At 44.4% G+C, this 24,663-nt stretch carries 20 protein-coding genes and 3 pseudogenes; 19 read left to right on the top strand and 4 right to left on the bottom strand.

The window, feature by feature from the left end; translation table 11 throughout:
* Positions 1-4 precede the first annotated feature (4 nt).
* Both CSQ79_RS20720 and CSQ79_RS20725 read right to left on the bottom strand, forming a co-directional pair.
* On the bottom strand, positions 5-1,735 hold the full coding sequence (locus tag CSQ79_RS20720) for an efflux RND transporter periplasmic adaptor subunit (protein WP_099703031.1): 1,731 nt from the start codon (positions 1,733-1,735) through the stop codon (positions 5-7).
* A 248-nt stretch (positions 1,736-1,983) separates the two neighbouring features.
* A complete protein-coding gene (locus tag CSQ79_RS20725) occupies positions 1,984-2,730 on the bottom strand; it encodes a DUF305 domain-containing protein (protein WP_099703055.1) in 747 nt (248 codons plus the stop codon).
* Between the two features lie 393 nt (positions 2,731-3,123).
* On the opposite strand from CSQ79_RS20725, the gene CSQ79_RS20730 reads away from it, so the two are divergent.
* The 4 genes from CSQ79_RS20730 (at position 3,124) to lnt (ending at position 7,833) form a co-directional block, all read left to right on the top strand.
* Positions 3,124-4,647: a multicopper oxidase family protein gene (locus CSQ79_RS20730; RefSeq protein WP_099703032.1), complete on the top strand. Its 1,524-nt coding sequence runs from the start codon at positions 3,124-3,126 to the stop codon at positions 4,645-4,647.
* A gap of 417 nt (positions 4,648-5,064) precedes the next feature.
* The gene (locus tag CSQ79_RS20735) at positions 5,065-5,712 is read left to right on the top strand and encodes a DUF305 domain-containing protein (protein ID WP_289501383.1); all 648 of its coding nucleotides are present in this window, start codon (positions 5,065-5,067) and stop codon (positions 5,710-5,712) included.
* 84 nt (positions 5,713-5,796) lie between these two features.
* Positions 5,797-5,919 (top strand): hypothetical protein, encoded by a 123-nt coding sequence (locus CSQ79_RS28240; protein WP_289501384.1) that lies wholly within the window; start codon positions 5,797-5,799, stop codon positions 5,917-5,919.
* 393 nt (positions 5,920-6,312) lie between these two features.
* Positions 6,313-7,833: an apolipoprotein N-acyltransferase gene (lnt, locus tag CSQ79_RS20740; RefSeq protein WP_099703057.1), complete on the top strand. Its 1,521-nt coding sequence runs from the start codon at positions 6,313-6,315 to the stop codon at positions 7,831-7,833.
* Positions 7,834-8,268: 435 nt separating this feature from the next.
* Here lnt and CSQ79_RS28245 read toward each other — a convergent pair whose 3' ends face one another.
* Both CSQ79_RS28245 and purT read right to left on the bottom strand, forming a co-directional pair.
* On the bottom strand, positions 8,269-8,418 hold the full coding sequence (locus tag CSQ79_RS28245) for a hypothetical protein (RefSeq protein WP_210404514.1): 150 nt from the start codon (positions 8,416-8,418) through the stop codon (positions 8,269-8,271).
* Positions 8,419-8,818: 400 nt separating this feature from the next.
* Positions 8,819-9,745: pseudogene (gene purT, locus CSQ79_RS29020) on the bottom strand (formate-dependent phosphoribosylglycinamide formyltransferase); the annotation flags it as partial.
* A gap of 341 nt (positions 9,746-10,086) precedes the next feature.
* Between purT and CSQ79_RS20755 the strand changes: the two are divergent.
* The 15 genes and pseudogenes from CSQ79_RS20755 (at position 10,087) to CSQ79_RS20825 (ending at position 24,605) form a co-directional block, all read left to right on the top strand.
* Positions 10,087-10,440: a four-helix bundle copper-binding protein gene (locus CSQ79_RS20755; RefSeq protein ID WP_099703033.1), complete on the top strand. Its 354-nt coding sequence runs from the start codon at positions 10,087-10,089 to the stop codon at positions 10,438-10,440.
* Between the two features lie 225 nt (positions 10,441-10,665).
* Positions 10,666-10,782: pseudogene (locus tag CSQ79_RS29025) on the top strand (copper chaperone); the annotation flags it as partial.
* 80 nt (positions 10,783-10,862) lie between these two features.
* Positions 10,863-11,833: pseudogene (locus CSQ79_RS20765) on the top strand (transposase).
* A 213-nt stretch (positions 11,834-12,046) separates the two neighbouring features.
* Positions 12,047-14,062, top strand: a complete 2,016-nt coding sequence (locus tag CSQ79_RS20770) for a GAF domain-containing sensor histidine kinase (RefSeq protein WP_099703034.1) — start codon at positions 12,047-12,049, stop codon at positions 14,060-14,062.
* A 125-nt stretch (positions 14,063-14,187) separates the two neighbouring features.
* The gene (locus tag CSQ79_RS20775; RefSeq protein ID WP_289501385.1) at positions 14,188-14,997 is read left to right on the top strand and encodes a cyclase family protein; all 810 of its coding nucleotides are present in this window, start codon (positions 14,188-14,190) and stop codon (positions 14,995-14,997) included.
* Between the two features lie 73 nt (positions 14,998-15,070).
* On the top strand, positions 15,071-15,703 hold the full coding sequence (locus CSQ79_RS20780) for a response regulator (protein WP_099703036.1): 633 nt from the start codon (positions 15,071-15,073) through the stop codon (positions 15,701-15,703).
* A 217-nt stretch (positions 15,704-15,920) separates the two neighbouring features.
* On the top strand, positions 15,921-16,469 hold the full coding sequence (locus tag CSQ79_RS20785) for a DsbA family protein (RefSeq protein WP_099703058.1): 549 nt from the start codon (positions 15,921-15,923) through the stop codon (positions 16,467-16,469).
* Positions 16,470-16,493: 24 nt separating this feature from the next.
* Positions 16,494-17,156, top strand: coding sequence for a DsbA family oxidoreductase (locus CSQ79_RS20790; RefSeq protein ID WP_015328531.1), 663 nt, complete (start codon positions 16,494-16,496; stop codon positions 17,154-17,156).
* Between the two features lie 8 nt (positions 17,157-17,164).
* Entirely contained in the window at positions 17,165-18,457 is a 1,293-nt protein-coding gene (locus CSQ79_RS20795; protein WP_099703037.1) for an FAD-dependent oxidoreductase, read from the top strand.
* A 96-nt stretch (positions 18,458-18,553) separates the two neighbouring features.
* Positions 18,554-19,729, top strand: coding sequence for an FAD binding domain-containing protein (locus CSQ79_RS20800; protein WP_099703038.1), 1,176 nt, complete (start codon positions 18,554-18,556; stop codon positions 19,727-19,729).
* A gap of 161 nt (positions 19,730-19,890) precedes the next feature.
* Positions 19,891-20,502, top strand: a complete 612-nt coding sequence (locus CSQ79_RS20805) for a TetR/AcrR family transcriptional regulator (RefSeq protein WP_099703039.1) — start codon at positions 19,891-19,893, stop codon at positions 20,500-20,502.
* Between the two features lie 25 nt (positions 20,503-20,527).
* Positions 20,528-20,887, top strand: a complete 360-nt coding sequence (locus CSQ79_RS20810) for a helix-turn-helix domain-containing protein (RefSeq protein WP_041919564.1) — start codon at positions 20,528-20,530, stop codon at positions 20,885-20,887.
* A gap of 278 nt (positions 20,888-21,165) precedes the next feature.
* Positions 21,166-22,008 carry a DUF8832 domain-containing protein gene (locus CSQ79_RS20815; RefSeq protein WP_289501387.1) on the top strand — a complete coding sequence of 281 codons (843 nt, stop codon included), beginning with the start codon at positions 21,166-21,168 and terminating at the stop codon, positions 22,006-22,008.
* A 112-nt stretch (positions 22,009-22,120) separates the two neighbouring features.
* Complete coding sequence (locus tag CSQ79_RS20820; RefSeq protein ID WP_015328527.1) at positions 22,121-22,315, top strand: heavy-metal-associated domain-containing protein; 195 nt, start codon at positions 22,121-22,123, stop codon at positions 22,313-22,315.
* Between the two features lie 31 nt (positions 22,316-22,346).
* Positions 22,347-24,605 (top strand): heavy metal translocating P-type ATPase, encoded by a 2,259-nt coding sequence (locus tag CSQ79_RS20825; protein WP_099703041.1) that lies wholly within the window; start codon positions 22,347-22,349, stop codon positions 24,603-24,605.
* Positions 24,606-24,663 lie beyond the last annotated feature (58 nt).

Consider the following 24,663-nt stretch of genomic DNA (forward strand, 5'->3'; position numbering starts at 1 on the left):
TATTTCAGGAGTCAGAATATTTTTTAGTGCCGGATTCGAGTTGACTTACTTTAGGTGTCGGTTGGTGATTGTTATTTTCTACCCATATAGGAGCTTCGTAGATTTCAGGCTCATGGTGACTACTCTCCCTCGAAGCAACTTCTGATGAAGTAACGAAGCCATCATTTGGTACTCCTACATATGCTCCACTCAAATGGTGTTGGTTACGGCGATTAGACCACAGAGTACCTGCCACAAATGCTCCAGCCCCAATTGCAGTTCCTCCGATGGCTCCCACCACCCACCAAGGTAACGGAATACTGTTGCTAGTTGGCGTTGCGGGTATAGGTGCTTGCTGTTGTTCCCCTTCCTGAGTTGTACTACCACCACGTAAAGATTGCGCGTAAAGTTGCGGCGATCGCACAGTAACAATCAAATCTCCCTCGAATAGACCACTCTTGACCTCAACCAAATCTCCAAAGGTTTCACCTAGAGTAACTTCTGCCGCTACATAAGCATTGCCATTTTGCACGTAAACCAATTGTTTGCCATTTGCGTCTACCACTGCTGAACTCGGAATGGCGATTGTCTCTGCTGACGTTTGGTCAGTTAATACCTCTAATTCTGCAAACATCCCAGGCTTGAGTTGTCCATTCAGGTTATCTACTTCCGCCTGTACTGGCACTACCCGCGTTTCTCCTTCTACTACCGAGCCAATTCGCGTAATTCGTCCGCTGAAGGTGCGATTCGGGAGTGAAGCTACTTTGATATTTACACGTTGACCTGTCTTAACTTGAGCTAAATCTTTTTCGTAGATATTTGCTGTGGCAAATACGCGATTATCATTAACTATCGTCATCAGCTTACCACCAGCATCTTGGAATGATTGACCGAGGCTAGCTTCTCGGTCAGTAACTGTACCAGATATGGGTGCGGCTACAGTTACTAATCCTGCCGCATTCGCGCGAGTTCCCAGTTGTTGGAGCCGAGTTTGGTAATTAGCATTACTCAGGCTAATTCGAGATTGAGCTACCTCAACAGCTGATTGTGCGCGTTTGAGTTGTGCTTCTGCTTCTAGTACATCTCGGCGACTCGCAGCTTTAGTGAGTTCGGCTTGAGCTTGTGCCAGTTGAGTTTGTGATTCTAAGGCATTGCGACGCGGTAGTGCGCCTGCTGCTGCTAGTTCGCGATCGCGGTTATACTTTTCTTGTGCAAATGCCACTTGGCTGCGTGCTTGTGCGGTTTGGGCTGTTGCGATCTGCAAATATCGTTGATAGTTCTGACGAGCTAGGCTTAAATCGGCTTGTGCCTGTTGTAGATCTGCCAGTCCTTCTGCTTGCTTTTCCTGCGACTCAACTCTTAATTGAACTAATTCAGGACTGGAAATAACCGCCACCGCTTGTCCTTTTCTTACACTGTCTCCAGGGTTAGCGAGTAATTTGACTACCGTGCTATTTAAAGGAGCCGTTACCTCAACTTGTTGATTCGGTAATGTTTCAATTTGACCTGTAGTTTTAATTCCTACAGCTATTGGCTGACGAGTCACTGGCTCAACTTTTATTCCTAGTCGTTTAGCAGTTGTGGCATCAACTTGAATTGCGTCAGCAGCCTGATTTGCTCCGCCTTGAAACTCATTTCCATGTCCGCCATGAGCTAAAACTTTGTTAGGAGTAGCTAAGATCAACAAACTGAACATTGCTCCAGCAACACAGCGGCTTGCTGTACATTGTTTGGCATGATGGGAGACGTACTGCATTGATGACAAATATCCTTAAGTACAACAGGAAATGCTAAGGCTGGAGTTTAACAATGTGCTTGATGCACTCGCATCTGTTTAAAGTTGCTGGCATGGCAAAATCAAGGTTAGCTTTTCTGACCAAACAGATCGTTGCCTTAAATTCTACTTTCTCATCTAAAAATGAAAATAGAATGAAATTTTTGACTATGGCGAGTGTAAAACAATTCTCGCCATAATTTCTACAACTTTTAAGTTAGGTGCGATACTTACTGTTTGTACCAAGCTTGTTGCCACTGCTTCATTTGAGCAATCTCCGCTTGCTGCGAATCAATAATTTCTTGAGCCAATTTCTTAATTTCCGGACGCTGGGATTTTGCTAAAGCATCTTGTGCCATCATCAAAGCACCTTCATGGTGGGCAATCATTGCATTCATAAACCGCAAGTCAAACTCAGCATCAGCAGGTCCTAAGTCTTCAAGCATCGTCATGCTTTGCTGTTGTTGTTCCGACATCGGCACCAGTGGCTTGCTCTCATTACCGTAAGCTACAAATTCTTGAGGAGCATTGGGATACCAGTCTTGTCGCCACCGCCGCAACAGCTCATTTTCCTCTCTACTTTGAGCTTGAATAATATTTTCTGCTAGTTTTCTAATTTCTGGGCGTTGCGATTTTTGTTGAGCTTCTTGAGCCATGGCGATCGCGCCGCGATGATGTAGTCGCATTGCGTCAATAAACCGCAAGTCATAATTAGCATCAGCAGAACCTAAGTCCATAGCCATGTTATGGTTCATGCTACTGTGATCCATGCCCTGCATACCACCTGTATCCGTCATGGTGTTTGGCGATTGTTGCTTCTGAGAAGTAGTTGAACCTGCGTCAGTTGCAGATGTATTAGGGACTTGGCTTTGAGTTGTGTTTGCACAAGATGCAAGTAAGCCGCCTGTCGAGGCGATCGCTGCGAAGGTCAATGCTAATAACCCTGTTTTCAAAGAAATACTTTGTGTAAACTTCATACCTATATCATTGCTACTTAGAGGGGAGGCTTTTTCATTATGATCTCTCCAGTCAACTGGAGAGTCAAATGTCTCCATGTATACTGGCTAACTTTTCTAGAATTTTCAACAGCACACAATCCCAGCTTGTCATTTAAAAATGAAATCAAGATGAAATTTTGAGATTTAGAGAACTCAAAAGTACTGATTTTTCATTACGAAGGCGTATCAACAATTTCTGCCACACTTGATTTGTTACTTCAAGTAGAATAGCCAGAAGTCAAATATATAATGTCAATACCGTATTTTTACTTACTTCTTGACTCTCCAGCTAAATAGAGTCTTTAAAATATTGACTGAGATAGCCTAATTACTCAAAACCGCTACAAAGTTGGCTATAAACAGGAGTCACATATGAAAATTCATCGTCGTCAATTTTTTACGCTCAGTGCTGCCACTGTAGGAGCAATTCTTGTCAGTCGTTGGGTAAATCAACAAAATCAAAATCCGCTGCAATCGGCGATTTCTACGGAACGTTACGCGAACGCGCTCCCACAACTGCACAAAAGTAAGGATGGTTTGCTTGAACTCGATCTGGAAGCGAGTTATCGTCCGGTTCAATTGGGTAATCGACAAGCTTATCTTTTAAGCTACAACGGACAAGTTCCAGGTCCGCGACTGGAGGTCAAGCCAGGAGATACTATCCGCATTCACCTTACCAACAAACTTTCGCAACCTACAAACTTGCACTACCATGGATTGCACGTTACACCGCAGGGGAATGCTGACAACGTTTTCCTCAATATTCCATCACAAGAGCGCCTGACTTATGAATTTTTCCTGCCTCGTGACCATCCGGCAGGTACTTTCTGGTATCATCCCCACCTCCACGGCTCAGTGGCAGAGCAAGTGTTCGGCGGACTTGCAGGTCTTTTTATTGTACGCGGGGAACTAGATGAAATTCCAGAAATACAAGCAGCACAAGAAGAGTTCCTTGTTTTGCAGGATTTTGACCTTGACACCAATGGTCGCATCATTACCCCGAATCCTATGGCAATGATGATGGGACGTGAGGGACAACTCGTGACGGTAAACGGGCAAGTCAATCCTAGTCTAAAAATTGCTTCTGGTGGATTGCTACGCTTGCGCCTCCTTAATGCTTCCCCATCCCGCTTTTATCGATTAGCACTTGAAAATCATCCTCTCTATTTAATCGCCACAGATGGCGGTGCTCTAAGCGAGCCAGTCGAAGTCGCCGATTTACTGTTATCTCCTGGAGAACGGGCGGAAGTACTCGTCAAAGGCGATTCTCCTTCGGAGAGGCTTCGCCAACGCCAACCAGGACAATACCGCTTGCTTAATTTGCCTTATAACCGAGGCGGTATGAGCATGATGGGGCAAGGTATGAGTGAGATGATGGGGCGTGGAATGCGTCATGATATGGGAACTCAATCCCAAGCTCCACAACCTTTAGCAACTCTTACCTATCACGATTCCGTTACTTCTGTGCCACTACCGCAAAAGTTAATTAGTGTTGATTCTTTACCAAAGCCTGTACTCACCCGTCGAATTGAACTCTCAATGGCAATGGGAATGGGTAGAGGTATGACATTTCTCTTCAATGGTAAAGCTTACGATCCTAAGCGAATTGATACTGAAGTGCAATTGGGCACAACTGAGGAATGGGAATTAGTAAATGTTGACCCAGACCGCATGGATCACCCTTTTCATCTCCATATCAATCCATTTCAAGTTATTTCTCGCAATGGTCAACCTGAGCCTTATCAAGCTTGGAAAGATACAGTTCTAGTGCAGGGCGGTGAAACTGTCCGAATTCGCATTCCTTTCCGCGATTTTGCAGGTAAAACTGTGTACCACTGCCATATTCTCGACCACGAAGACTTGGGAATGATGGGGAATTTAGAGATTCGTAGTTGATTTTTCTGGCGATCGCCTTGCCTTACTGGCTTACTTTACCCAGGATTGAGCCAAAGCTGAAGCTAACACCAACAGAACTTATACACCAAGATATTGATTGTATGCAGAGAAATGTAGCTCTTCTCTGCATATAAAGATGAAATTAGAATGAAATCCTTTTACCTAATTAGTAATAAATCACTTTTACTCCATTTGAAAGATGTATTACTCTTATCAAGACTTTAATCTGAGTTTGTCTTTAGAGATTTAAATATACTATCAATAGCAGGTCTTGAAGTTTAGTCAATGTATGCAGAGATTGATATTGATTAAGCAATCAATACTTATCTTTACATACCAGTAAAAGCTTATTGAACTTTCTCTTAATCAATAAGTTTTATTTTCTCAATGCATACTAAAATCAATAAGACAAAAAATATGCACAAGCGTTGGACTGTAAAAATTACCTCTCAGCTAGCTCTAGCTTTAACACTAATAATTGGTACACTTGTTACTACAAGAATGCCTGTTAAAGCAGACGCGCCTGCACCAAGAAATAGGCTAACAATATTAGAGATTCGTCTTCTACGAGATTTAATTGACGGTCATAATTTTGCAGTCCAAATGGCACAAGTTTGCGTACAGAAAGCCAGTCGTCCACAACTAAAGTCTCTCTGCGAACAGGTAATTTCAACTCAGCAACAAGAGATACAAACTATGCGATCGTGGCTTTTTAATTGGTATGGCGTTAGCTATGCGCCGACAGCTAATAAATTTGCTACGAACGTAGTCAACGAACTTGCATCATTAAATGGCAGGCAATTTGAAATTGTCTTTATGAAGACATTAGCGTCACATCATTGGGGTGCTATCGAGTTTGCAGGAGAAATTATTGACCGTGCTTACCATCACCAATTTGTAGATCTTGCCGCAGATGTTGTTACTGCACAAGTAAGTGAGATTAATCAGCTACAAAATATGCTTCTGAATGTTTATGGTGTTGAATACAATGGTGCTGCTGCTGCTGGTTCGGCATCTGTTGATCCTGAACCTGGATTACTCGATCCAGGAGCACCTCGCCGATAATTGTATCTTTTAGCCTGGAGTTATGTTGCAAAAACGCTGTCGAGCTAGTGATGTATGCACTTTGAAGAGTTAAACACTATTTCAATGGAGTCTAAGCGTCCCTATCCTTGGAAAGACTTCGCCTATGAGTGGCAGCGCTTTTTGCCCCAATATATTTCCGTTGCATCCGCTGATACTTCTGTTAATCGCTCATCTATTGAGATGTAGAAAACATAAGAACTAGGATTGAGTGTGGGTCATCAACCGTTTACGGGTAGAATTTTACACCCCAGAATTAGACAAGTGCTATTCCACCACTTCGATTAATATTTTACTCTAGTGATACTTTAGTTATTCCTTGACTATGACTTCAAGTACAAGTGCTAAAGCAATATACTCAAATAGTGGTACTATAGCAAACCTTAAGACTGCAACTGCTGTAACTAGCAATTAATAGGTAAGTAATTCATTTTTAACTTGCGTTAGTTTTTTTGTTTAGCCAGTTTATTAGAACACTTAATAATAACAGTAAGTAACAGTATTTACTTCGTAAAATCTCATTCCAGCAGAATGCCAATTGTGAAAACGAGATTGGGTAAACAGTATCATCAGAGGTGGGCAATGCTTGCCTCTGGTTTTCTTGCTTTAGCTAGCGGTATGCTAATGGGGCTAACTGTTGCCCCTGTTGAAGCATGGTTTTTAGCATGGATCGCATTAGTACCTTTATGGGTATTAGTAGCATCTCCCGCACAACGAAAAACTAAATTACTCTCAGCTACACTGTGGGGAATTGGCTATCACGGTGTTGCTTTGTCTTGGATTACTGGTGTTCACCCTATGATGTGGATGGGAGTACCGTGGCTTGCGAGTATTGCGATCACACTATTTTGCTGGGCTGCTATTACACTTTGGGGTGCAGTCTTAGTCACAATTTGGGCAGTTTGTATGACTGTTCTGAGTCAAAGTGTAGGAACTTTCAGCCGCACTCTTGTTGGCGTTGCATTGTGGTGTGGTTTAGAAAGTTTATGGAGTTTAGGTCCTTTATATTGGACTTCACTTTCCTACACTCAGAGTCCTCATAACTTAGTTATTCTCCATCTAGGACAAATTTCCGGTTCTCTCACAGTCACAGCCGCAATTGTTGCAGTTAATGGCTTACTAGCTGAAGCATGGATGAAATATGAGGGGTCAGTGGTCAAGGATCAGAGGGCTGCAATAAAGGTCTTTGCCAGAAGCTGCATACTTTTTGTTATATTACATCTTATTGGGTTTAGTTTATATAGTCGCCCATTAATACAACCACCAGAGACTGCTTTAAGAGTAGGAATTATTCAAGGTAATATTCCCAATACAATCAAACTTTATCCTGAAGGATTGCGACGGGCGCTCGCCGATTACACCGAAGGATATATTACATTAGTCGAGCGAGGAGTTGAGGCAGTTCTGACACCCGAAGGGGCTTTACCTTTTATGTGGAGTGAGGTGCTGCGTACCTCTTTCTACTCTGCTGTACAAGAAAAAGGTGTCACCGCTTGGATTGGTACATTTGGCGAACAAGGACAAAGTTACACCAACAGCATATTTACTCTTACTGAAAAGGGCGAATTCAGTCGCTACGACAAAGTTAAATTAGTACCAATTGGTGAATATATTCCGTTTGAGCAAGTTTTAGGAGGATTAATTCAACGATTATCTCCATTAGAAGCCAAGCTAGTACCAGGTTTGCCAGATCAAGTATTTGACACACCTTTTGGACGTGCGATCGCTGCAATTTGTTACAGTTCCGCGTTTCCTGAACAGTTACGTTATCAAGCTGCAGCAGGTGGACAATTTATCCTCAGCGCTGCGAATAACGCACATTACAGCCCTTCAATGCCAGCACAACACCATGCTCAAGATACCATGCGAGCAATAGAAACAGATCGTTGGGCAGTACGCGCAACAAACACAGGTTACTCAGGTATTATCGATCCGCACGGTAGAACATTGTGGATATCCGGCTTAAACACTTACGAGTTACACGCAGAAACAGTCTACCGACGTATTACGCAAACTTTATACGTCCGTTGGGGGGATTGGCTCACACCCTTACTACTAGGATTAGCCGTAATCTCTAAATCAATATCAAGTCTGGCTAAATAAATAGGTACATTGCAGGGAATCGATAATTGGTAATTGGGAATTGTGTTGCTGAGTTATTAGCTACTTTATATTACGAGCGATTGACCAGATTTAATATAAACTCTTTGTGTACTGTGTGCCTTTATAGTTATTCTTAGTTTAAAAACTTTTAAATATAACTAACTAAAACTTTTGGTTGTTTTATTTGTGGAACATGACCGCAATTTTTCAACCAAACAAGTTGAGAATCTGCGATTGTCTAATGAAACTTCGTTGTATCATTTATACCCAAAGTATCGTTGCGATCACCCCACAAAATGAACGTTGGTTGAGTAATTTTATGAGTCTTATCTGCTAAATTATTATAGCTGTTACTTTTCATGAAATCGAGCATTGCCTCATACCAATTAGGCATATCTAAGTGCAGTAAAGCACAACTTATCGCTTCTACAGAATCTAATTTACTAAGATAACTCCACTACGTTGCCAATACTCTACTGCTACATAATGAAAAGGCGGAAAGAAAAACTTACCAAGTGGAAAATCACCACTAAAGCCTACACTATTAATCAAAACTAACTTCTCTACCGCTTGCGGATAATTCAACGCAAAATCGATTGCCGTTGCACCTCCATCGAAGTACCAACCAATTAATGGCTGATTGATCAGCTTCCAAAAGCTATAATGATGGGCTTTAATTGAGTCCGGACTATAGATAATTTCTGTTATTCTTTCAGTAAAACCAAATCTGAGTCAATCAACCGCCCATGTTTGACCAACTTTGGCTAGTAATAGTAGAAAATAGCGAAATTCTAGAACTGAACTGTCAAATCCATGCAATAGTAAAATTAGTTTACCTGTACCTTGACACACATAAGCTGTAGTGATCGCCTATTTGCTTAGCGGAGTTCAAATCAACTTACGTTGAATACTTTTAGCTAAAGCAATTGCTGCATTTTCCTTAAGTAACTGTACTTGAGATGGTAGAAATGCGGGAAACATATTTTTAAACAACTTTGATTTTGCTAGCAGCTTGTGTAGTGCTTTTTCTCTTGCCTCCTCTACATTGTTACCCTTAGCTAAAGCTACTCCCATTTGTCGTCCAGGACGTGTATCTGGCTTGCCAAATAACCGCAATTTGATGTCTTTTTGTCTTTTTCTGCTAAAGCCTCCGTTGCACTAATATAGGGGACTCGTCAGCCTATTTATGAGCTAAAATAACTGCACTGGCTGAAGGTGCGAATAACTCAATTTGCGGTATGGGTAATCCTAAAACAGCCTACAGGTGTAATTCAAATTCATTCAGATTTTGTGAAATCAATATCACCATACCTATATCGTGAGGTAGATGTGAAAGTTTTGAAAATATAAATTCATTTTTAGTAACAAAAAAATCTACTCCAAAAAAATCCTGCACCACTCAAAACATCAGTAACTTTTTGAATGATCGCTTGTGCTTCTATTAATAATTTATTTGAAATGTTAGCAGATTACCAAGACTCCTGATAGTTTCCATTTTCTTAATGGATCCAATTGCAGAATAAAAAAATGTTGGTGCATTCCACTGCTTAATGGTTAAGAGAGTTATTTCAGTTTAAATTGAATAAATTCTTCAACGATAGTTTTTTGACTATCTCCTCTAGAATTATGAATAGCATAATTTCAAGCAGTTTTCACCTCATCAGAATATGAACAACAGATTGCCCTTTTCCTGATGAAGACATAATTGGTTTAATTACATTTGGAAAACTAATATTTTGAGAAGCCGTCACTATTTCCTCTAAACTCGCTGCATAAGCATATTTAGCAGTCCGGATTCCAGTTGAGTATGTGCTAGTTCGCGCATGTGCTTACGATTCATTGTAAAGTTAGTTGCTTTAGCCGTTGGTATAACAGTGATTCCGTGTTGTTCAAACTCAAGTAATTTTTCAGTTTAAATCATGCTCTTGCTATTTCAATCTTATTTGGAGATTTTATATTCATTATTTAAAATTTTCTTTTCTTCTTGCTTTTACTAACATTGCTTACTATTGCATTTAGGTTCTTCGTAGAAAAATGAAGTTGCAACGAGTATCTCACGAGTTTAGTTTGTATCAGTTAGATTGTGTATAAAGCATATAAGAATGAAATTTAGATGAAATTCTTATATTTCTAAAGCAAGAAATTGCTCGCATACCATTAGAGAGACGCGATCGCCCGCGTTAACTTCTAACGTGAAATTGGAAAAGGCATACTACCGCCTTAGATTATGTTTCTCACTTTAGGAGTTAAACAATGACCACAACTCAATCTCACGATTCTTTGTTGGAAACTTGCATTCAAGCTTGTCTTGATTGTTTACGCGAGTGCGAAAACTGTGCTAATGCTTGCTTAGACAGCGATATGGTGCAGATGATGGCTGCATGTATCAAACGCTGCCGTGATTGTGCTGACACTTGCGACCTCTGTGCTCGTTTTATGGCTCGCAATTCAGATATTCACGGTCAGATGTGCAGCATCTGCGCCGAAGCCTGCGATCACTGCGCTGCAGAGTGCGAGAAGCACGACCACGACCACTGCAAGCAATGTGCTGAATCCTGTCGTCGTTGTGCAGAGTCTTGCCGTCAAATGGCAACTGCAATGGCATAAGGTAGCACCGTTCAGTCGTGGTTACGCAGCTGTAGCGTTGCATTTTTAGCCGATCGCAGCCCTGGTTTATCTAGCGATAGACCCAGGGTTTGTTCGTTTCAACATGAGTTGAGTAGACTCAATCATTTTTTCCACTTCCCCCCTTGACTCTCCCGTGAACTAGAGGCTCTAAGATAGAAGCAGTTACACATTTAGAGGTTTTTACACATTTAGAGGTTTAGATTCATGGCTCTTCAACTGACAGTTCCTAACATGGCTTGTTCTGCCTGTGGCGACACGATTACCAAAGCTATCAAGGTGATCGACCCCAATGCTATGGTTCAAGCTGATCCTAAAACCCAGAAGTGTTGAAAGTAAGATTAAGCAACGAAAAAAAGGGGGCAGAATGCAGTATTCTGTTCCCAACTCGAAAAAAATGATGCTTGACAGTAACCTCATTTCCAACACTTGTCAAATCGATTCTGAAGCAACCTCGCCCGCATGACTACCCTGTATTGAACTCGCGCTTATTCTTTGAAATCTGGTTGACCTTTTTACTCGACCGCAGTTTAACCAGCATCAGGGACTTGTTTTATCGGCTAAATCGGACGGGTATTTCAGTCGATATGTCCACGTTTTCTAAGGCTTGCAAAAATCGGCAAGACCAGCACTTTTTTCGGATTTATATCGAATTAATTCAGCAACTCAAGCGACGCAATCCAGCGATCGCATAAATGCTGTTTCCGATTGATTCAATGGTCATCACCTTAACCAGCAAAGTGTTTTGGATGCAAGGCTATCATCAAGTTAAATTGCTCAATGGCATCAACTTAGAGCAGGGTAATCCGAGTGAATGTCTGATTCATTTAGGACTGGGGCGCGATGCAAAATTTGCCGAGTCCGTGACAGGAATGATACCGGAAGGCGGCATCGGCATTATAGATAGAGGCTTTGCAGGTTGGGAGTTCCTCGACCAATTGAGTTTAACTGGAACACAATTTGTTGTGCGAATTAAGAACAATATGAAGACCGAACTGGATCACAATCGATATCGGGTCGTCTGGTTTTGCGATCAGGAGAGCCAAACCGAGTTTCGCCTAGCGACGAATGTGGATGAGATGAGCAATGAAGAGATTGGTGAAACGTATCGACATATCGCTGGCAGATTGAGGTGTTGTGGAAGTTTCTCAAGATGCACCTGAAATTGAACAAGTTGATCACGAAAAACGTGAACGGAGTGACGATACAGATTTACATGGTACTCATTGCGTATTTAATCTTGCAGTTAATCGAAATCTCAGCGTTCTATGGGCGTCAACTACTGGATAAGTTTCGCTACTTGCAATTAGAATTGAGTCGTCACGGTTCGATCGTGCATTGGAGCTACGATCTGCTTCCTGAGACCCTTGTATGAGTCTTGCAAGGTCAAATGTAAAGTTTTATGGCTGGATTCAACACTTCTGGTAGTAGGGGAAGTAGAAGAACATTGTAATTGCTCAAACTTAAACAAAGATAAGGGGAAGCAGGCGGCTTTGATCGGCTGAAATATACTAGGACAGTAAACAGTTACAGCAGCTATTCAACCAGATGTTTACCGTCCTGCTCCATATCCATTAAGGAAATGCCGATGAACTCATCTGATTCTCCTACAACGGCATCTCAATCTGTCCCTTTGACAAGGCTAGAACAACAAGTTCAACAATTACAAGAAGAGATCGCTCAACTGCGGCAAGAGAATGAGCAGTTACGTCAGCAGAAGGAGAGAGAATTTTCTATCGAGATCGTCAATCAACAACAAAAGATAACTCAGCAACAGACGCAAGCGCTAGAGAAAGCCAATCCGGAGTTGTGGCAACCCGATCGCCTGTTAGAAATTACAGCGATTGCTGCCAGCGCTCTACTGACGATCGAGAACTTTGATGAGGCGGTTAAGGCTGCTCTACAAACCATTGGCAAAGGTTTAGAAACCGATCGCGTGGGAGTGATTGAGAACTTTACTCTTCCATCTAAAGAATTACCTGGTTGGAGGGTGCTGTATGAGTGGAACTCACCCTATACAATCGCCCAGATTTCTGATTTGAATACGTCGCAGGGATGCTATGAGGAAATTCGAGATTGGCATGACTTGTTTTGCCAGGGGCAACCCGTTAGCTGCCAGATTGAGCAAATGCCAGAACCTTTTCGGGGCAAGCAAGCGGCGATCGGAGTCAAAGCGTTTTACCTCGTACCGATCTTTGTTGAGGGCAAATGGTGGGGGGTATTGGGACTGGACGACTGCCGTGAGGCAAAGCATCGTACTCTAGCAGAACTGGCAGTCTTGAAAATTGCTGCTAATTGTATTGGCAGTGCCATTCAGCGCGATCGCACCCAAAAAGCAATGTTGCAAGCTGAACAAGCCCGATCGGCTGGATTAGCTAAAGCGAATGAAGTGTTGCGGCGAACAGCCTCAAAGCTTGTTGGACAGGAAGACCTCGATCGCTTTCTCGAAAGTGTAATATTTGAAGTGGCTCAAGAAACTGAAGCCGTCAACAACTCAGTTTTTCTCTACAATTCCCAAACAAACACGCTTCTGATGCACAGTGCCATTCAGGAGGGTCAAGTCATCAATCTTGAAACCGATCCGCGATTTGAACTTTGGAGAACACCTGTTCCCGCAGATATAAACGAAGGATGGAAGCAAACACAAACACGCGGATATGTCTGGCACTCGTTAGAGAGCAGTGCCATGACGGGAGGTGAAATTTGGGACATCTCAGTGCCTTGGCATCGAATGATGGGGCATCGCTTTGTGTTATCGGTTCTGCTACAAGTTGGAGATGAGCCGCTGGGATTCATGGAATTATGCTTCTGTGAGCAGATGCATCTCTTCGCAGAGCGGATTGAGTTAGTGCAGACCCTCGCGCATCAGGCAGCTTTAGCCATTCAACTGACGCGACTGGCAGAAGAAGCCAAACAAGCGGCGATCCTTGAAGATCGTAATTGCATGGCGCGTGAAATTCACGATACGCTGGCTCAAAGCTTTGCCGGAATCCTCATGCAACTGCAAGCAGCCACTCTTAACCTGATCGATGACCCAGAACAAGTTATTGTTCACCTAAAACGAGCTAGCAATCTCACGCGAGAAGGATTGGCAGAAGCCCGCCGTTCAGTATCGCTGCTGCTGCAAGAAGACACGGCTTACAGCGATTTATTATCCTCTCTCCATCAACTGGTTGAGCAAATGGGGTGCAATACTGATGTCCCTATCTCAATTAACGTTGAAGGGACTCCTTACCCGCTAAATCCAGAAGTGGGAATGCACCTATTTCGCATGGTTCAAGAGTCTCTGAACAACGCGCTTCGTCATGCTGACCCATCTACGATTCAGATTAATCTCTCGTATATGGTTCAAGAGTCTCTGAACAACGCGCTTCGTCATGCTGACCCATCTACGATTCAGATTAATCTCTCGTATGCTACACAGAAAGTATCGCTGTGTATTCAAGATAATGGGCGTGGGTTTGACCTAGAGCAGCCGACCAACGGCTTTGGCTTAAAGGGAATGCAGCAACGGGCAGACCTACTGAATGCTCAATTGCAGATCAATAGCCAAATCGGTACAGGAACTGAAGTTCATATCACAGCCCTTGCTCCTCTAAGCTAAAGCGACAGTAAGGCAATGTTGTACTTGTTATCCTGCTGCACTCTTGGGTCAGAGCAGTCCTTAAGAGCCATCTGTGGGACGATAGAGAGTGAGGCTAATGTTATTTGTGCAAAGAGGAAAACACCTTGATTAATCAAGAGATTGTCGAACTCCTGGGACAGCGTGTCCAACTAATCGATCTCAGTCGTTCACTTGAACCCACAGTGAGTGAGCCAACTCCTCCCCGTATACAGCATATTTCACACAAAGACTGTGCTGAGATGTGGGAATTCATGTTTGGGATTCCATCAAATGCCCTTCCTAATGGATTGGGCTTTGCAGGTGAAATTGTTGAAGCTTCAACACACGCCAGTACTCACTTAGATGCACCGTGGCACTATGCTCCGACTTCAGAGGGACAGCCTGCTTGGACGATTGATGAAACTCCACTGCATTGGTTTGTGGGTCAAGCGGTTGTTTTAGACGTATCAGATCTACCTACAGGTTATTTGGTCACACCTGAAGAAATAGAAAAGTGTTTGAAGAAATTAAGCCACACCATCAAACCCGGTGAAATTGTTCTTTTTTGTACTGGAGCAGACGCAGTTTGGGGCACAGAAGAATTTTTTAGCTATGGGTGTGGATTAGGAGAGGAGGCGGTTCTTTATCTAGTCGATCAAGGCGTTCGAGTTATTGGCACTGATGCTTGGAGTTTGGATCGCCCCTACCCGATTATTGGTAACGAGTGGGCAATTTTTCAAGACTCAAAACGTCTGTGGTCGGCTCATTTTGCAGGAATAAAGCGGAAATATAGTCAAATCGAGAAATTAACCAATTTGAGTCAGCTTCCACCTGTTGGTAGCACTATTTTATGTTTTCCAATCAAAGTCAAGGGCGGTAGTGGGGCATGGTCACGAGTGATTGGGTTGGTGCCAACGGGAGAAAAAGTTGATTAATAAAAATGTCAGAGCATAAAATTTTAACCAGAATGAAGACAAAGACCTGCTAAATCCCGTTCTGCCTTCAATTATGAACCCTGAGCCTCAACCCCTTTGGATCTTAATCGCTGACGATCACCCTGTAGTCCGCGACGGGCTAGCGGCAATTCTTAACAAGCAGCCAGGTATGACCGTCATTGCTCAGGCGGGTAATGGGCTAGAAGCCGTCGAGCAATTTCGTTTACATCAGCCTGATGTAGCAATTGTAGACTTGCGGATGCCAGAAATGGGCGGGGCTGAGGTCGTTGCGACCGTCCGGGCTGAGTTTCCCAACGCCTGTTTTATTATGCTCACGGTCTACGATGGGGATGAGGACATTTACCAGGGATTTCGGGCTGGAGCCAAAGCCTATCTGCTCAAAGATACCCCCTGTCATGAGTTAGTTGAAGTGATTCGTGCCGTTTGTGCTGGAGCGCAGCATATTCCCAATTCACTCACCTCTAAACTGGCTTCTCGCCTCAGTATGTCAGAGTTGAGCGATCGCGAACGTCAGGTTTTAACGCTCATGACGGACGGTAAAAATAATCGCGAGATTGGTGAAGCCATTGGCATTTCGGAGAGTACTGTGCGATTTCATGTGTCTAATTTGATGAGTAAGTTGGGAGTGAGCGATCGCACTCATGCTGTCGTAACAGCTCTAAAACGCGGAATCATCAAGCTATAACAAGCAGATTCATTTGCCTAAACAAGACTAGATTTTTGGGATTTGCTGTAATTGATTAAACACCTAGCGTTTCGTCCAGGTCAAAGACTGGATGTTTGCATCGTGCCTAAAACATAGGTTTTACGGTAGCTTGACAGCAGGAGCAGAGTTAGATGTGCCAATTTTGCTTGTAAGGAAAGGTTTTTCAAGACTTAGCGATAGGTTGGGTAGAGTAGCCGTGAATTCAGCAAATGATTCTAATCAACTGGCAATTCCAGTAGGACAGCGTGACCACATCCAGGGAGGAGAGACCGCAGTGATAACCCTAGTGGAATATGGTAGTTATGCCTGTCCAAATTGTGCAGCGGCTCAAACCGTAATTCAACAGCTTCAGCAGCAGCTAGGAGAACAGCTACGGATTGTATTTCGCCATTTTCCACAAGTCAATCTTTACCCGGAAGCTCAACACGCATCTGAAGCGGCTGAAGCCGCCGCCGCCCAAGGTAAATTTTGGCAAATGCATGACTATTTATTGACTCATCAACATGCTTTGAATAACGGCAATTTAGTAAAGTATGCTTTGACAATAGGATTGGATGTTAATCATTTTCTACATCAAATGAGACGAGATGTTCATTTAGAGCGAGTGCATGAAGACATAGCGAGTGGAATACAAAGTGGAGTCAGTCGTACACCGACTTTCTTTATTAATGGGATTCGACTAAATGGTGAATGGAACCCAGAAACTTTAAAATCAGAAATTTCAAAAGTATTCTTGCAAGGATAAACATTTTGGAGCAAATGGAAAGCCATGACCTTAACGATCGAAATGACTTCAGATTTTATTTGTCCCTGGTGTTTAGTTGCAGACACCAACTTACAGAAAGCAATAACTTCGTTAAGCTCCGCTAACGCACAACTGGGTAATTCAGTTGAGATTCAGCGCATCTGGTATCCGTTTGAGCTAAACCCAGATATGCCAGAAGCGGGGATGGATCGCAAAACTTACCGCACCAATAAATTTGGCAGTTGGGAATATTCACAACAACTGGATGCCAAAACGGTACAGGCAGGGCAAGCCAACGGTATTGAATTTCGCTACGACTTGATGAAAGTTACTCCCAATACCCTCAAAGCCCACCGATTAACTTGGTTCGCAGGTAATGCGGGCAAAGCAACGGAGATGGCAGAACGGATTCTGAGAGCCTATTTCACAGAAGGTCAGGATATTGGTGATGTTGGTACGCTGGTAAATCTCGCTGCTGAAATTGGTTTAGATTCAGCGCACGTCAAAACATTTCTTCTTTCACAAGCAGGGATTCAAGAAATTGAAGCATTGAAACGTCAAGCGATCGCTCAAGGAATTCGGAGTGTTCCCACCATCTGCATTGGCAAGGAAGTGTTAGTGGGGGGGCAGCCTACCGAGATTTTTCTCGCTGCCCTGCGTGCTGCAACAGAATTAGAGAAGGTTTAAGTCCGATGATGACTAAATTAGATTACCTAGATTCAGCGGAACACCAAAACAAACCTCAAAACCAAGTGCGGCTGTATGGTCAACCCAATCTAGCAGAAGCTTACGAGATCCGCGATTTTCTCAATCGAAGTGTGGTTGAATTTGATTGGGTTGAACTTACAAGCGATGAGGATTGCCATCGAGAATTGGGATTTGCCGCCCTGAACGATCTGCGTTTACCAGTCGTTGAATTTCCAGATGGGATTCGTCTGTTTGCACCAACCATTCGTGACATTGCTCAAAGGTTGGGGTGGGTAGCCCAGCCTAAATTCAAAGAATATGATCTTTCGATCTATGGAGCAGGTCCGGCGGGGCTAAGTGCAGCAGTTTATGCGGCTTCTGAGGGATTGCGAACTGTCCTAATTGAGCGACAGGCAGTTGGGGGTCAAGCTGGAACCAGTTCGCTAATTGAAAATTATATGGGATTTCCTGAAGGAATTCGGGGTGCAGAATTAGCGGAACGAGCGCGTCAGCAGGCAGTCAAATTTGGCGTTGAACTCTTGCTATTGCGTGAAGGAATTAAGGCAGAATTTAGAAACAATCGCATTTATGTAGATATGGCAGACGGCAGCAAAATGATTGCCCGTACTAACATTTGTGCGACAGGTGTAGAGTATCGACGGTTAAATCTGCCCAACGAAGATCACTTTCTGAACCGGGGGCTGTTTTATGGCGCGGGTGTGAGTGAAGCGTCCATGTGCCGGAATCAGCAGGTTCTCGTGGTTGGTGGCGGTAATTCAGCAGGTCAAGCCGTTATGCACTTCTCACAGTATGCCAAGCAGGTGACGATGATTGTTCGTGGCAGCACTCTGGCATCTACATTGTCAAAATATTTGATCGATCGCATCCTGAATGCCGCTAATGTTGAGGTGCTTTTTAATGCTCAAGTCACGAGGCTAGATGGTGAGGGCAGCTTACAGCAAGTTGAAATTACAGACTGTAGCGAAAACTTGGTGCGAACCATTGATACTCAATATCTCTTTATCTGTATTGGTGGTGTGCCGAACACAGAGTGGGCAAAAGACACCAATATTGTGAGAGATGAAGCAGGTTATTTGATTACCGGCTCGGATTTGCTTAAGAATGGGCAGATGCCCGCTTGCTGGACACTCGATCGCGATCCTTATTTTCTTGAAACCAGTGTTCCGGGATCGTTTGCTGCGGGTGACGTGCGGCATGGATCAACCAAGCGAGTTGCTTCAGCAGTCGGAGAAGGGGCAATGGCAGTTACATTTGTCCACAAATTTCTAGCCGAAGCTTGAATTTATTGGCTATTTAGAAAAAGATGTCTCTTATGATTTCTTCAGGAATCAAATGCTACTCAATGTTTGAACTAGAAAGCGAATCGGAGTTGAACAATGAACTCTACAGAAAAATATGCCATTGTTATTGGTGGATCATTGGGTGGTTTATTCAGTGGAATCATGCTGCGATTGATCGGGTGGCAGGTCGATATTTATGAGCGATCGCAACATGCTCTTGATAGTCGCGGTGGTGGCATTGTCCTGCAACCCGATGTCATCGAAGCGTTCCAACGGGCAGGGATTCCAGTTGATTCGTTGGGTGTCATTGCACAGGAACGCTATTACCTCAACCGCGATGGCAGCATTAAAATGCGAATGCCCATGCGGCAAACCTTAACATCCTGGAATATGCTCTATGGTTCAATGCGGCGGCATTTTCCAGTCGAACACTACCATACTGGAAAGCGACTGACGGATATTCAGCAAACCAATGAAGAAGTTACTGCAATATTCGCAGATGGCACCTCTGTCACTGCTGCATTGCTGGTGGGTGCAGATGGTCCTGGTTCAACGGTGCGTCAACTGCTTTTGCCCACTTATCATTATCACTATGCAGGATACGTCGGTTATCGAGGATTAGTGGATGAAGCAGATCTTGATCCAGCGACAGCCGCTCTCTTTACAGAACGATTCGTCTTCTTCCAGTTTCCCAATTCCCACATTCTGCAATACCTGGTTCCCGGTGAGAATGAATCGCTTGTGCCCGGAGAACGCCGCTTTAACTGGGTTTGGTATGTCAACTATGACGAAACGACAGAACTGCCCCAAATTCTGATTGACAAAGAGGGAAGACGGCGAGATTATTCAGTTCCTCCAGGTTTTTTAGCTTTCACTGTTGAGCAAGAGATGCGATCCTATGCGGATGCGGTACTGGCTCCCCCCTTTCAAAAGCTAGTTGCTGCTACAAAAGAACCGTTTGTGCAAGCAATTTTAGACTTAGGAGTACCGCAAATGATCTTTGGACGAGTGGCCTTAGTTGGGGATGCTGCCTTCATTCCTCGTCCTCACACGGCTGCCAGCACCTCGAAAGCGGCAGCTAATGCGATCGCCCTCGCTGATGCTCTCCTGGAACAGAATCATCAAGTTCCTGAGGCGCTAAATGCTTGGGAACCCGATCAGCTTAAATTGGGAATGCATTTGTGGAAAACTGGGCAGGATCTCGGCGAACGTTCCCAGTTTGTGCATGGCACAAAGCGCTTTAACGGGGCTACGACTATGGGACAAGTCTGATATTGGTTTCATAGAGTAGTCCATTGAGCAGGGAAGGAGCATCACGCACAGTCGAACTAAGTAGAACGACTAGGGTTGGGTCGAAACCATAGTTGACATTGATGAATTTCCAAAGATTAGAACTATTTTAAATAGACAGACAGGTCTATATAAAAACGTTCATGAAATCAACTTCTCCTAAAAAATCTGTTCGCGATCGCATTCTGGATGCCGCCTTAGAATTGTTCTACCAGAAGGGCATTCAGCACGTTGGGGTCGATGAGATCGTGGCTCATTCGGGTGTTGCCAAAATGTCGCTTTATAATCACTTTCATTCAAAAGACCAATTAGTCGCAGAGTTTCTGCGGCGGCGGGATGAGAACTGGCGACGTTGGTTTGAAGCAACGGTTGAACAGTACGGGAAGACTCCGTTTGAACGCCTACTCGCTATGTTTGATGCGTTGAAAGACTGGTTTGAGCAGCCCAACTTTCGAGGGTGTGCATTCATCAACGCAACAGTTGAACTTGTGAATTCAGATCATCCGGGTTATCAAGTGGCACTGGAACACAAGCAAGCACTTTACCAATACATCCTCAAACTGACACAAGCGGCAGCAATAAAAAACGCAGAATCTTTAGCCCGTCAACTATTGCTGTTGATTGAAGGGGCAATTGTGCTTGCCTTAATGGAAAAGCGTTCAGATGCGGCAGGGCAAGCTCGTGCGGCTGCTTTAGCTTTATTAACTGCACAAAGCTACCAATACCGGACTTCAGGTTCAACCAAACGACGCTAGTAGGTGTTTTAAGGAGAGAATAACGATGGACATGGAGCGAGAGCCAACCTTTGAATGTAGAGGATTACCGAAACACAAACTGAATCAAGCGATCGCTTATATCAATGAACACTTAGATGAGAATCTGTCGTTAGAGGCAATTGCCACTCATCTCGGCATGAGCCAATACTACTTCTGCCGCCTATTTAGAGAATCCATTGGAGTCTCTCCTTACAAGTATTTGATGCAGCAACGCATGGAGCGAGCAAAGCAGCTATTAGAACAGAAGCAAACACTAATCATCGACATTGCTCTTCAGTGTGGCTACTCGGATCAAAGCACATTTGCAACCGCTTTTCGGAGAGCAGTAGGAATGTCTCCTAGAACCTATCAACAACAGTTCTGATATCGCCAAGAGACAACACTAAAAAACAGCAAGAATTCCAAACTTTCGCAAGAAATCTCAAGACAAGCTTTAATCATTTTTTTATAGTTACTTCCAGTACGCTGTAGTTTTCGCCAAAGAAACGGCATCGCATCTATCAAAAAAGTCCGAAAGATCAAGGATTCGGGATGCCTCAGTTTTGCTTTATTGACGTTACAAAAGATTTTTCCTAAATATTCTTGACTCTCTAGTGTACTGGAGACTTCAGGATAGAAGTAGTTTATTGCAGGAGGATTGAAATGATGACATCCACTGAAAATGTGATCGCAGGTCCGGCTCTATCTGCTTATCAAGTTGAGTTTGAATCAAAGCCTGCCGACGTTAAAGCGGGTGAGATGGTAGACCTTGTTTTTACCATTCGGAATGCCAATGGAGAAGTTGTGCACAATCTCCAAGTTGTGCATGAGCAAGCCATGCATCTGCTTGTCGTCTCTGAAGACCTGAGCGAGTTCCATCACTTGCATCCAGAACAACAAACCGATGGTCGTTTTCGTGTCACGCATACCTTTCCACAAGCTGGTAATTATCGGCTTTATGTCGATTACACGCCGATCGACACGTACCAAATTGTGAATCAACTGAGTCTGCAAGTTCTCGGAAAAGCACGTGAGTCGATCGCCCTGATTGAAGATGAACTCCCAACGAAAACAGTGAATGGCATACGAGTCACAATGAGGGCAAACCAACCCCTGCGTGCGGGTGAAGGCGTACTGCTCGATTTTGTTGTTGAAGATGAGCAGACCCATGAGCCAGTCACCGATCTTCAACCTTACCTGGGTGCGCTCGCCCACTTTGTCATCATCAGCGAAGATGGCGCGGAGTTTTTGCATGTTCATCCGATAGAGCATCACGGTGCATCGGCAGCCCATCACTCCGATCATGCAGTTTCATCCTCTACTCATCAACACACACACTCTGGTGAACTGCACTCAGTCGATACCATCACCCCTCAAATTAGCGCACATACAAGCTTTCCTCGTGCTGGACTTTACAAAACCTGGGCACAGTTACAGCGTGATGGACAGGTCATTACCGTCCCCTTCGTTGTACGGATTGCCGAGCAACAAACCTACTCAAGCTAAGTGGTTCTGTCTTTTGATAGGTTTTCAAAATTTGCTTGCCCCTCCCCCCTTGACTCTCCAGTGTACTGGATACTTCAAGATAAAGATAGTTCATAGCAGGAGGATGAAAATCATGACCTTACAGCTTACTGTTCCCAATATGGCTTGTTCCGCTTGTGGAGAAACCATCACGAACGCTGTCAAAGCCGTTGATCCGGTGGCAACGGTACAAGCTGATCCTAAAACCAAGTTGGTCAATATTGAAACGCAGCAGTCTGAAACGGCAATCAAACAAGCCATTACTGATGCGGGTTATACCGTCGCATAAGCAAAGCATCCAGAGAAATGGGGGGTAACACATGGAAAACGCAACCTTAAAACTGCGAGGCATGAGTTGTGCCTCCTGTGCCAACAACATTGAAGAAGCAATTCGATCGGTTCCCGGTGTTGAAGTATGCAGCGTCAACTTCGGAGCCGAGCAAGCATCTGTCACCTACGATCCGAGTAAAACGGACGTAGCGGCGATTCAGGAAGCGGTTGATGCAGCGGGGTATTCGGCTCAACCCATGCAAGATAATGTGCTTGCCCCCGAAGCTGATACCGAACGACGAGAACGACAAGCCGAGAACCGTAAGTTAACTCGTAAAGTCTGGGTCAGTGGTATTGTCAGCGCCATTCTGGTAATTGGCTCACTGCCCGCCATGACAGGCTTACCCATTCCCTTTATCCCCATGTGGCTGCACAATCCCTGGTTCCAGCTCGTCCTCACAACTCCCGTATTGTTTTGGGCAGGAAGTGAATTCTTCGTCAATGCTTGGAAAGCCTTAAAACGCCATACCGCAACGATGGATACGCTGGTGGCGATCGGCACCGGGACCGCTTATCTTTACTCGCTATTTCCGACATTTTTCCCTCAGTGGTTCGTGAACCAAGGGCTGAACCCGGATGTGTATTTTGAGGCAGCCGCCGTCATTATTGCCTTGATTCTGTTGGGAGGATTGTTACAGAACCGGGCAAAGGGGCAAACCTCTGAAGCCATTCGTAAGCTGATGGGGTTGCAGGCGAGAACCGCACGAGTGATTCGTAATGGTCAAGAAGTAGATGTGCCGATCGCACAAGTCGTTTTGGGGGATGTCGTCTTAGTGCGTCCGGGTGAAAAGATTCCGGTGGATGGCGAGATTATCGATGGCTCCTCCACCATTGATGAGGCAATGGTCACGGGAGAGAGTATTCCCGTTAAAAAACATCCGGGCGATGAAGTGATTGGCGCAACGATCAACAAAACAGGTAGCTTCAAATTCCGGGCAACGCGGGTGGGGAAAGATACTTTCTTAGCGCAAATTGTGAAGCTGGTGCAGCAAGCACAGGGTTCCAAAGCTCCGATTCAGCGACTTGCCGATCAGGTGACGGGATGGTTTGTGCCTGCGGTGATTGCGATTGCGATTCTCACGTTTATCCTCTGGTACAACATCATCGGTAACGTCACAATGGCATTGATTACCACCGTTGGTGTGCTGATTATTGCCTGTCCCTGTGCGCTGGGATTAGCAACACCCACCTCGATCATGGTGGGTACGGGAAAAGGAGCCGAGAACGGCATCTTGATCAAAGGAGCAGAAAGCCTGGAAATGGCGCATAAGCTCCAAACGATCGTCCTCGATAAAACAGGGACAATCACGCAAGGAAAACCCACCGTTACCGATTTTGTCACAGTGAATGGTACAGCCAATCGTAACGAATTAAAATTACTGCAATTAGCTGCATCAGTAGAACGCAATTCCGAACATCCGTTAGCAGAAGCTGTTGTGCAATATGCCCAAGCTCAAGGTGTGGAACTAGTAGATGCGCGAGAATTTGAGGCGATCGCTGGAAGCGGTGTACAAGGATACGTATCGGATCGATTGGTGCAAATTGGAACCCATCGTTGGATGAACGAATTGGGGATTGATACCAGCAGATTGCAACAACACTGGGATAAGCTGGAATACCTGGGCAAAACGGTGATCTGGATTGCGATCGATGGCAAAATCGAAGCAATCATGGGCATTGCCGATGCAGTAAAACCCTCTTCTGTCAACGCGATTCGTGCCTTGCAAAAGATGAGCTTAGAAGTGGTGATGCTGACCGGAGACAATCAGCGCACCGCTAATGTCATTGCCCGTGAAGTGGGAATTGAACGAGTGTTTGCAGAAGTGCGTCCCGATCAAAAAGCAGCAACCGTAGAAAAAATCCAATCAGAAGGCAGAATTGTGGCAATGGTGGGAGATGGCATTAACGATGCCCCTGCTCTCGCTCAAGCGGATGTCGGGATGGCAATTGGCACGGGAACGGATGTGGCGATCGCGGCTAGTGATATCACGCTGATCTCTGGGGATTTGCAAGGCATTGTGACGGCGATTCAACTCTCGCGCGCCACCATTCGCAACATTAAACAAAACCTATTCTTTGCCTTCATCTACAACGTGGCAGGCATTCCGATCGCGACTGGCATTCTCTACCCGATCTTCGGTTGGTTGCTCAGTCCAATTATTGCGGGTGCAGCAATGGCATTCAGTTCAGTGTCGGTTGTGACGAATGCGCTACGTCTGCGGAACTTTCAACCTAAAACACGGAGTTAGATGAAACGGACGAAAGCAGGAGGAAATGACAATGCTCAAGACAATAGCGTTTTTTGGA

It is taken from the genome of Gloeocapsopsis sp. IPPAS B-1203, assembly GCF_002749975.1.
GTDB lineage: Bacteria > Cyanobacteriota > Cyanobacteriia > Cyanobacteriales > Chroococcidiopsidaceae > Gloeocapsopsis.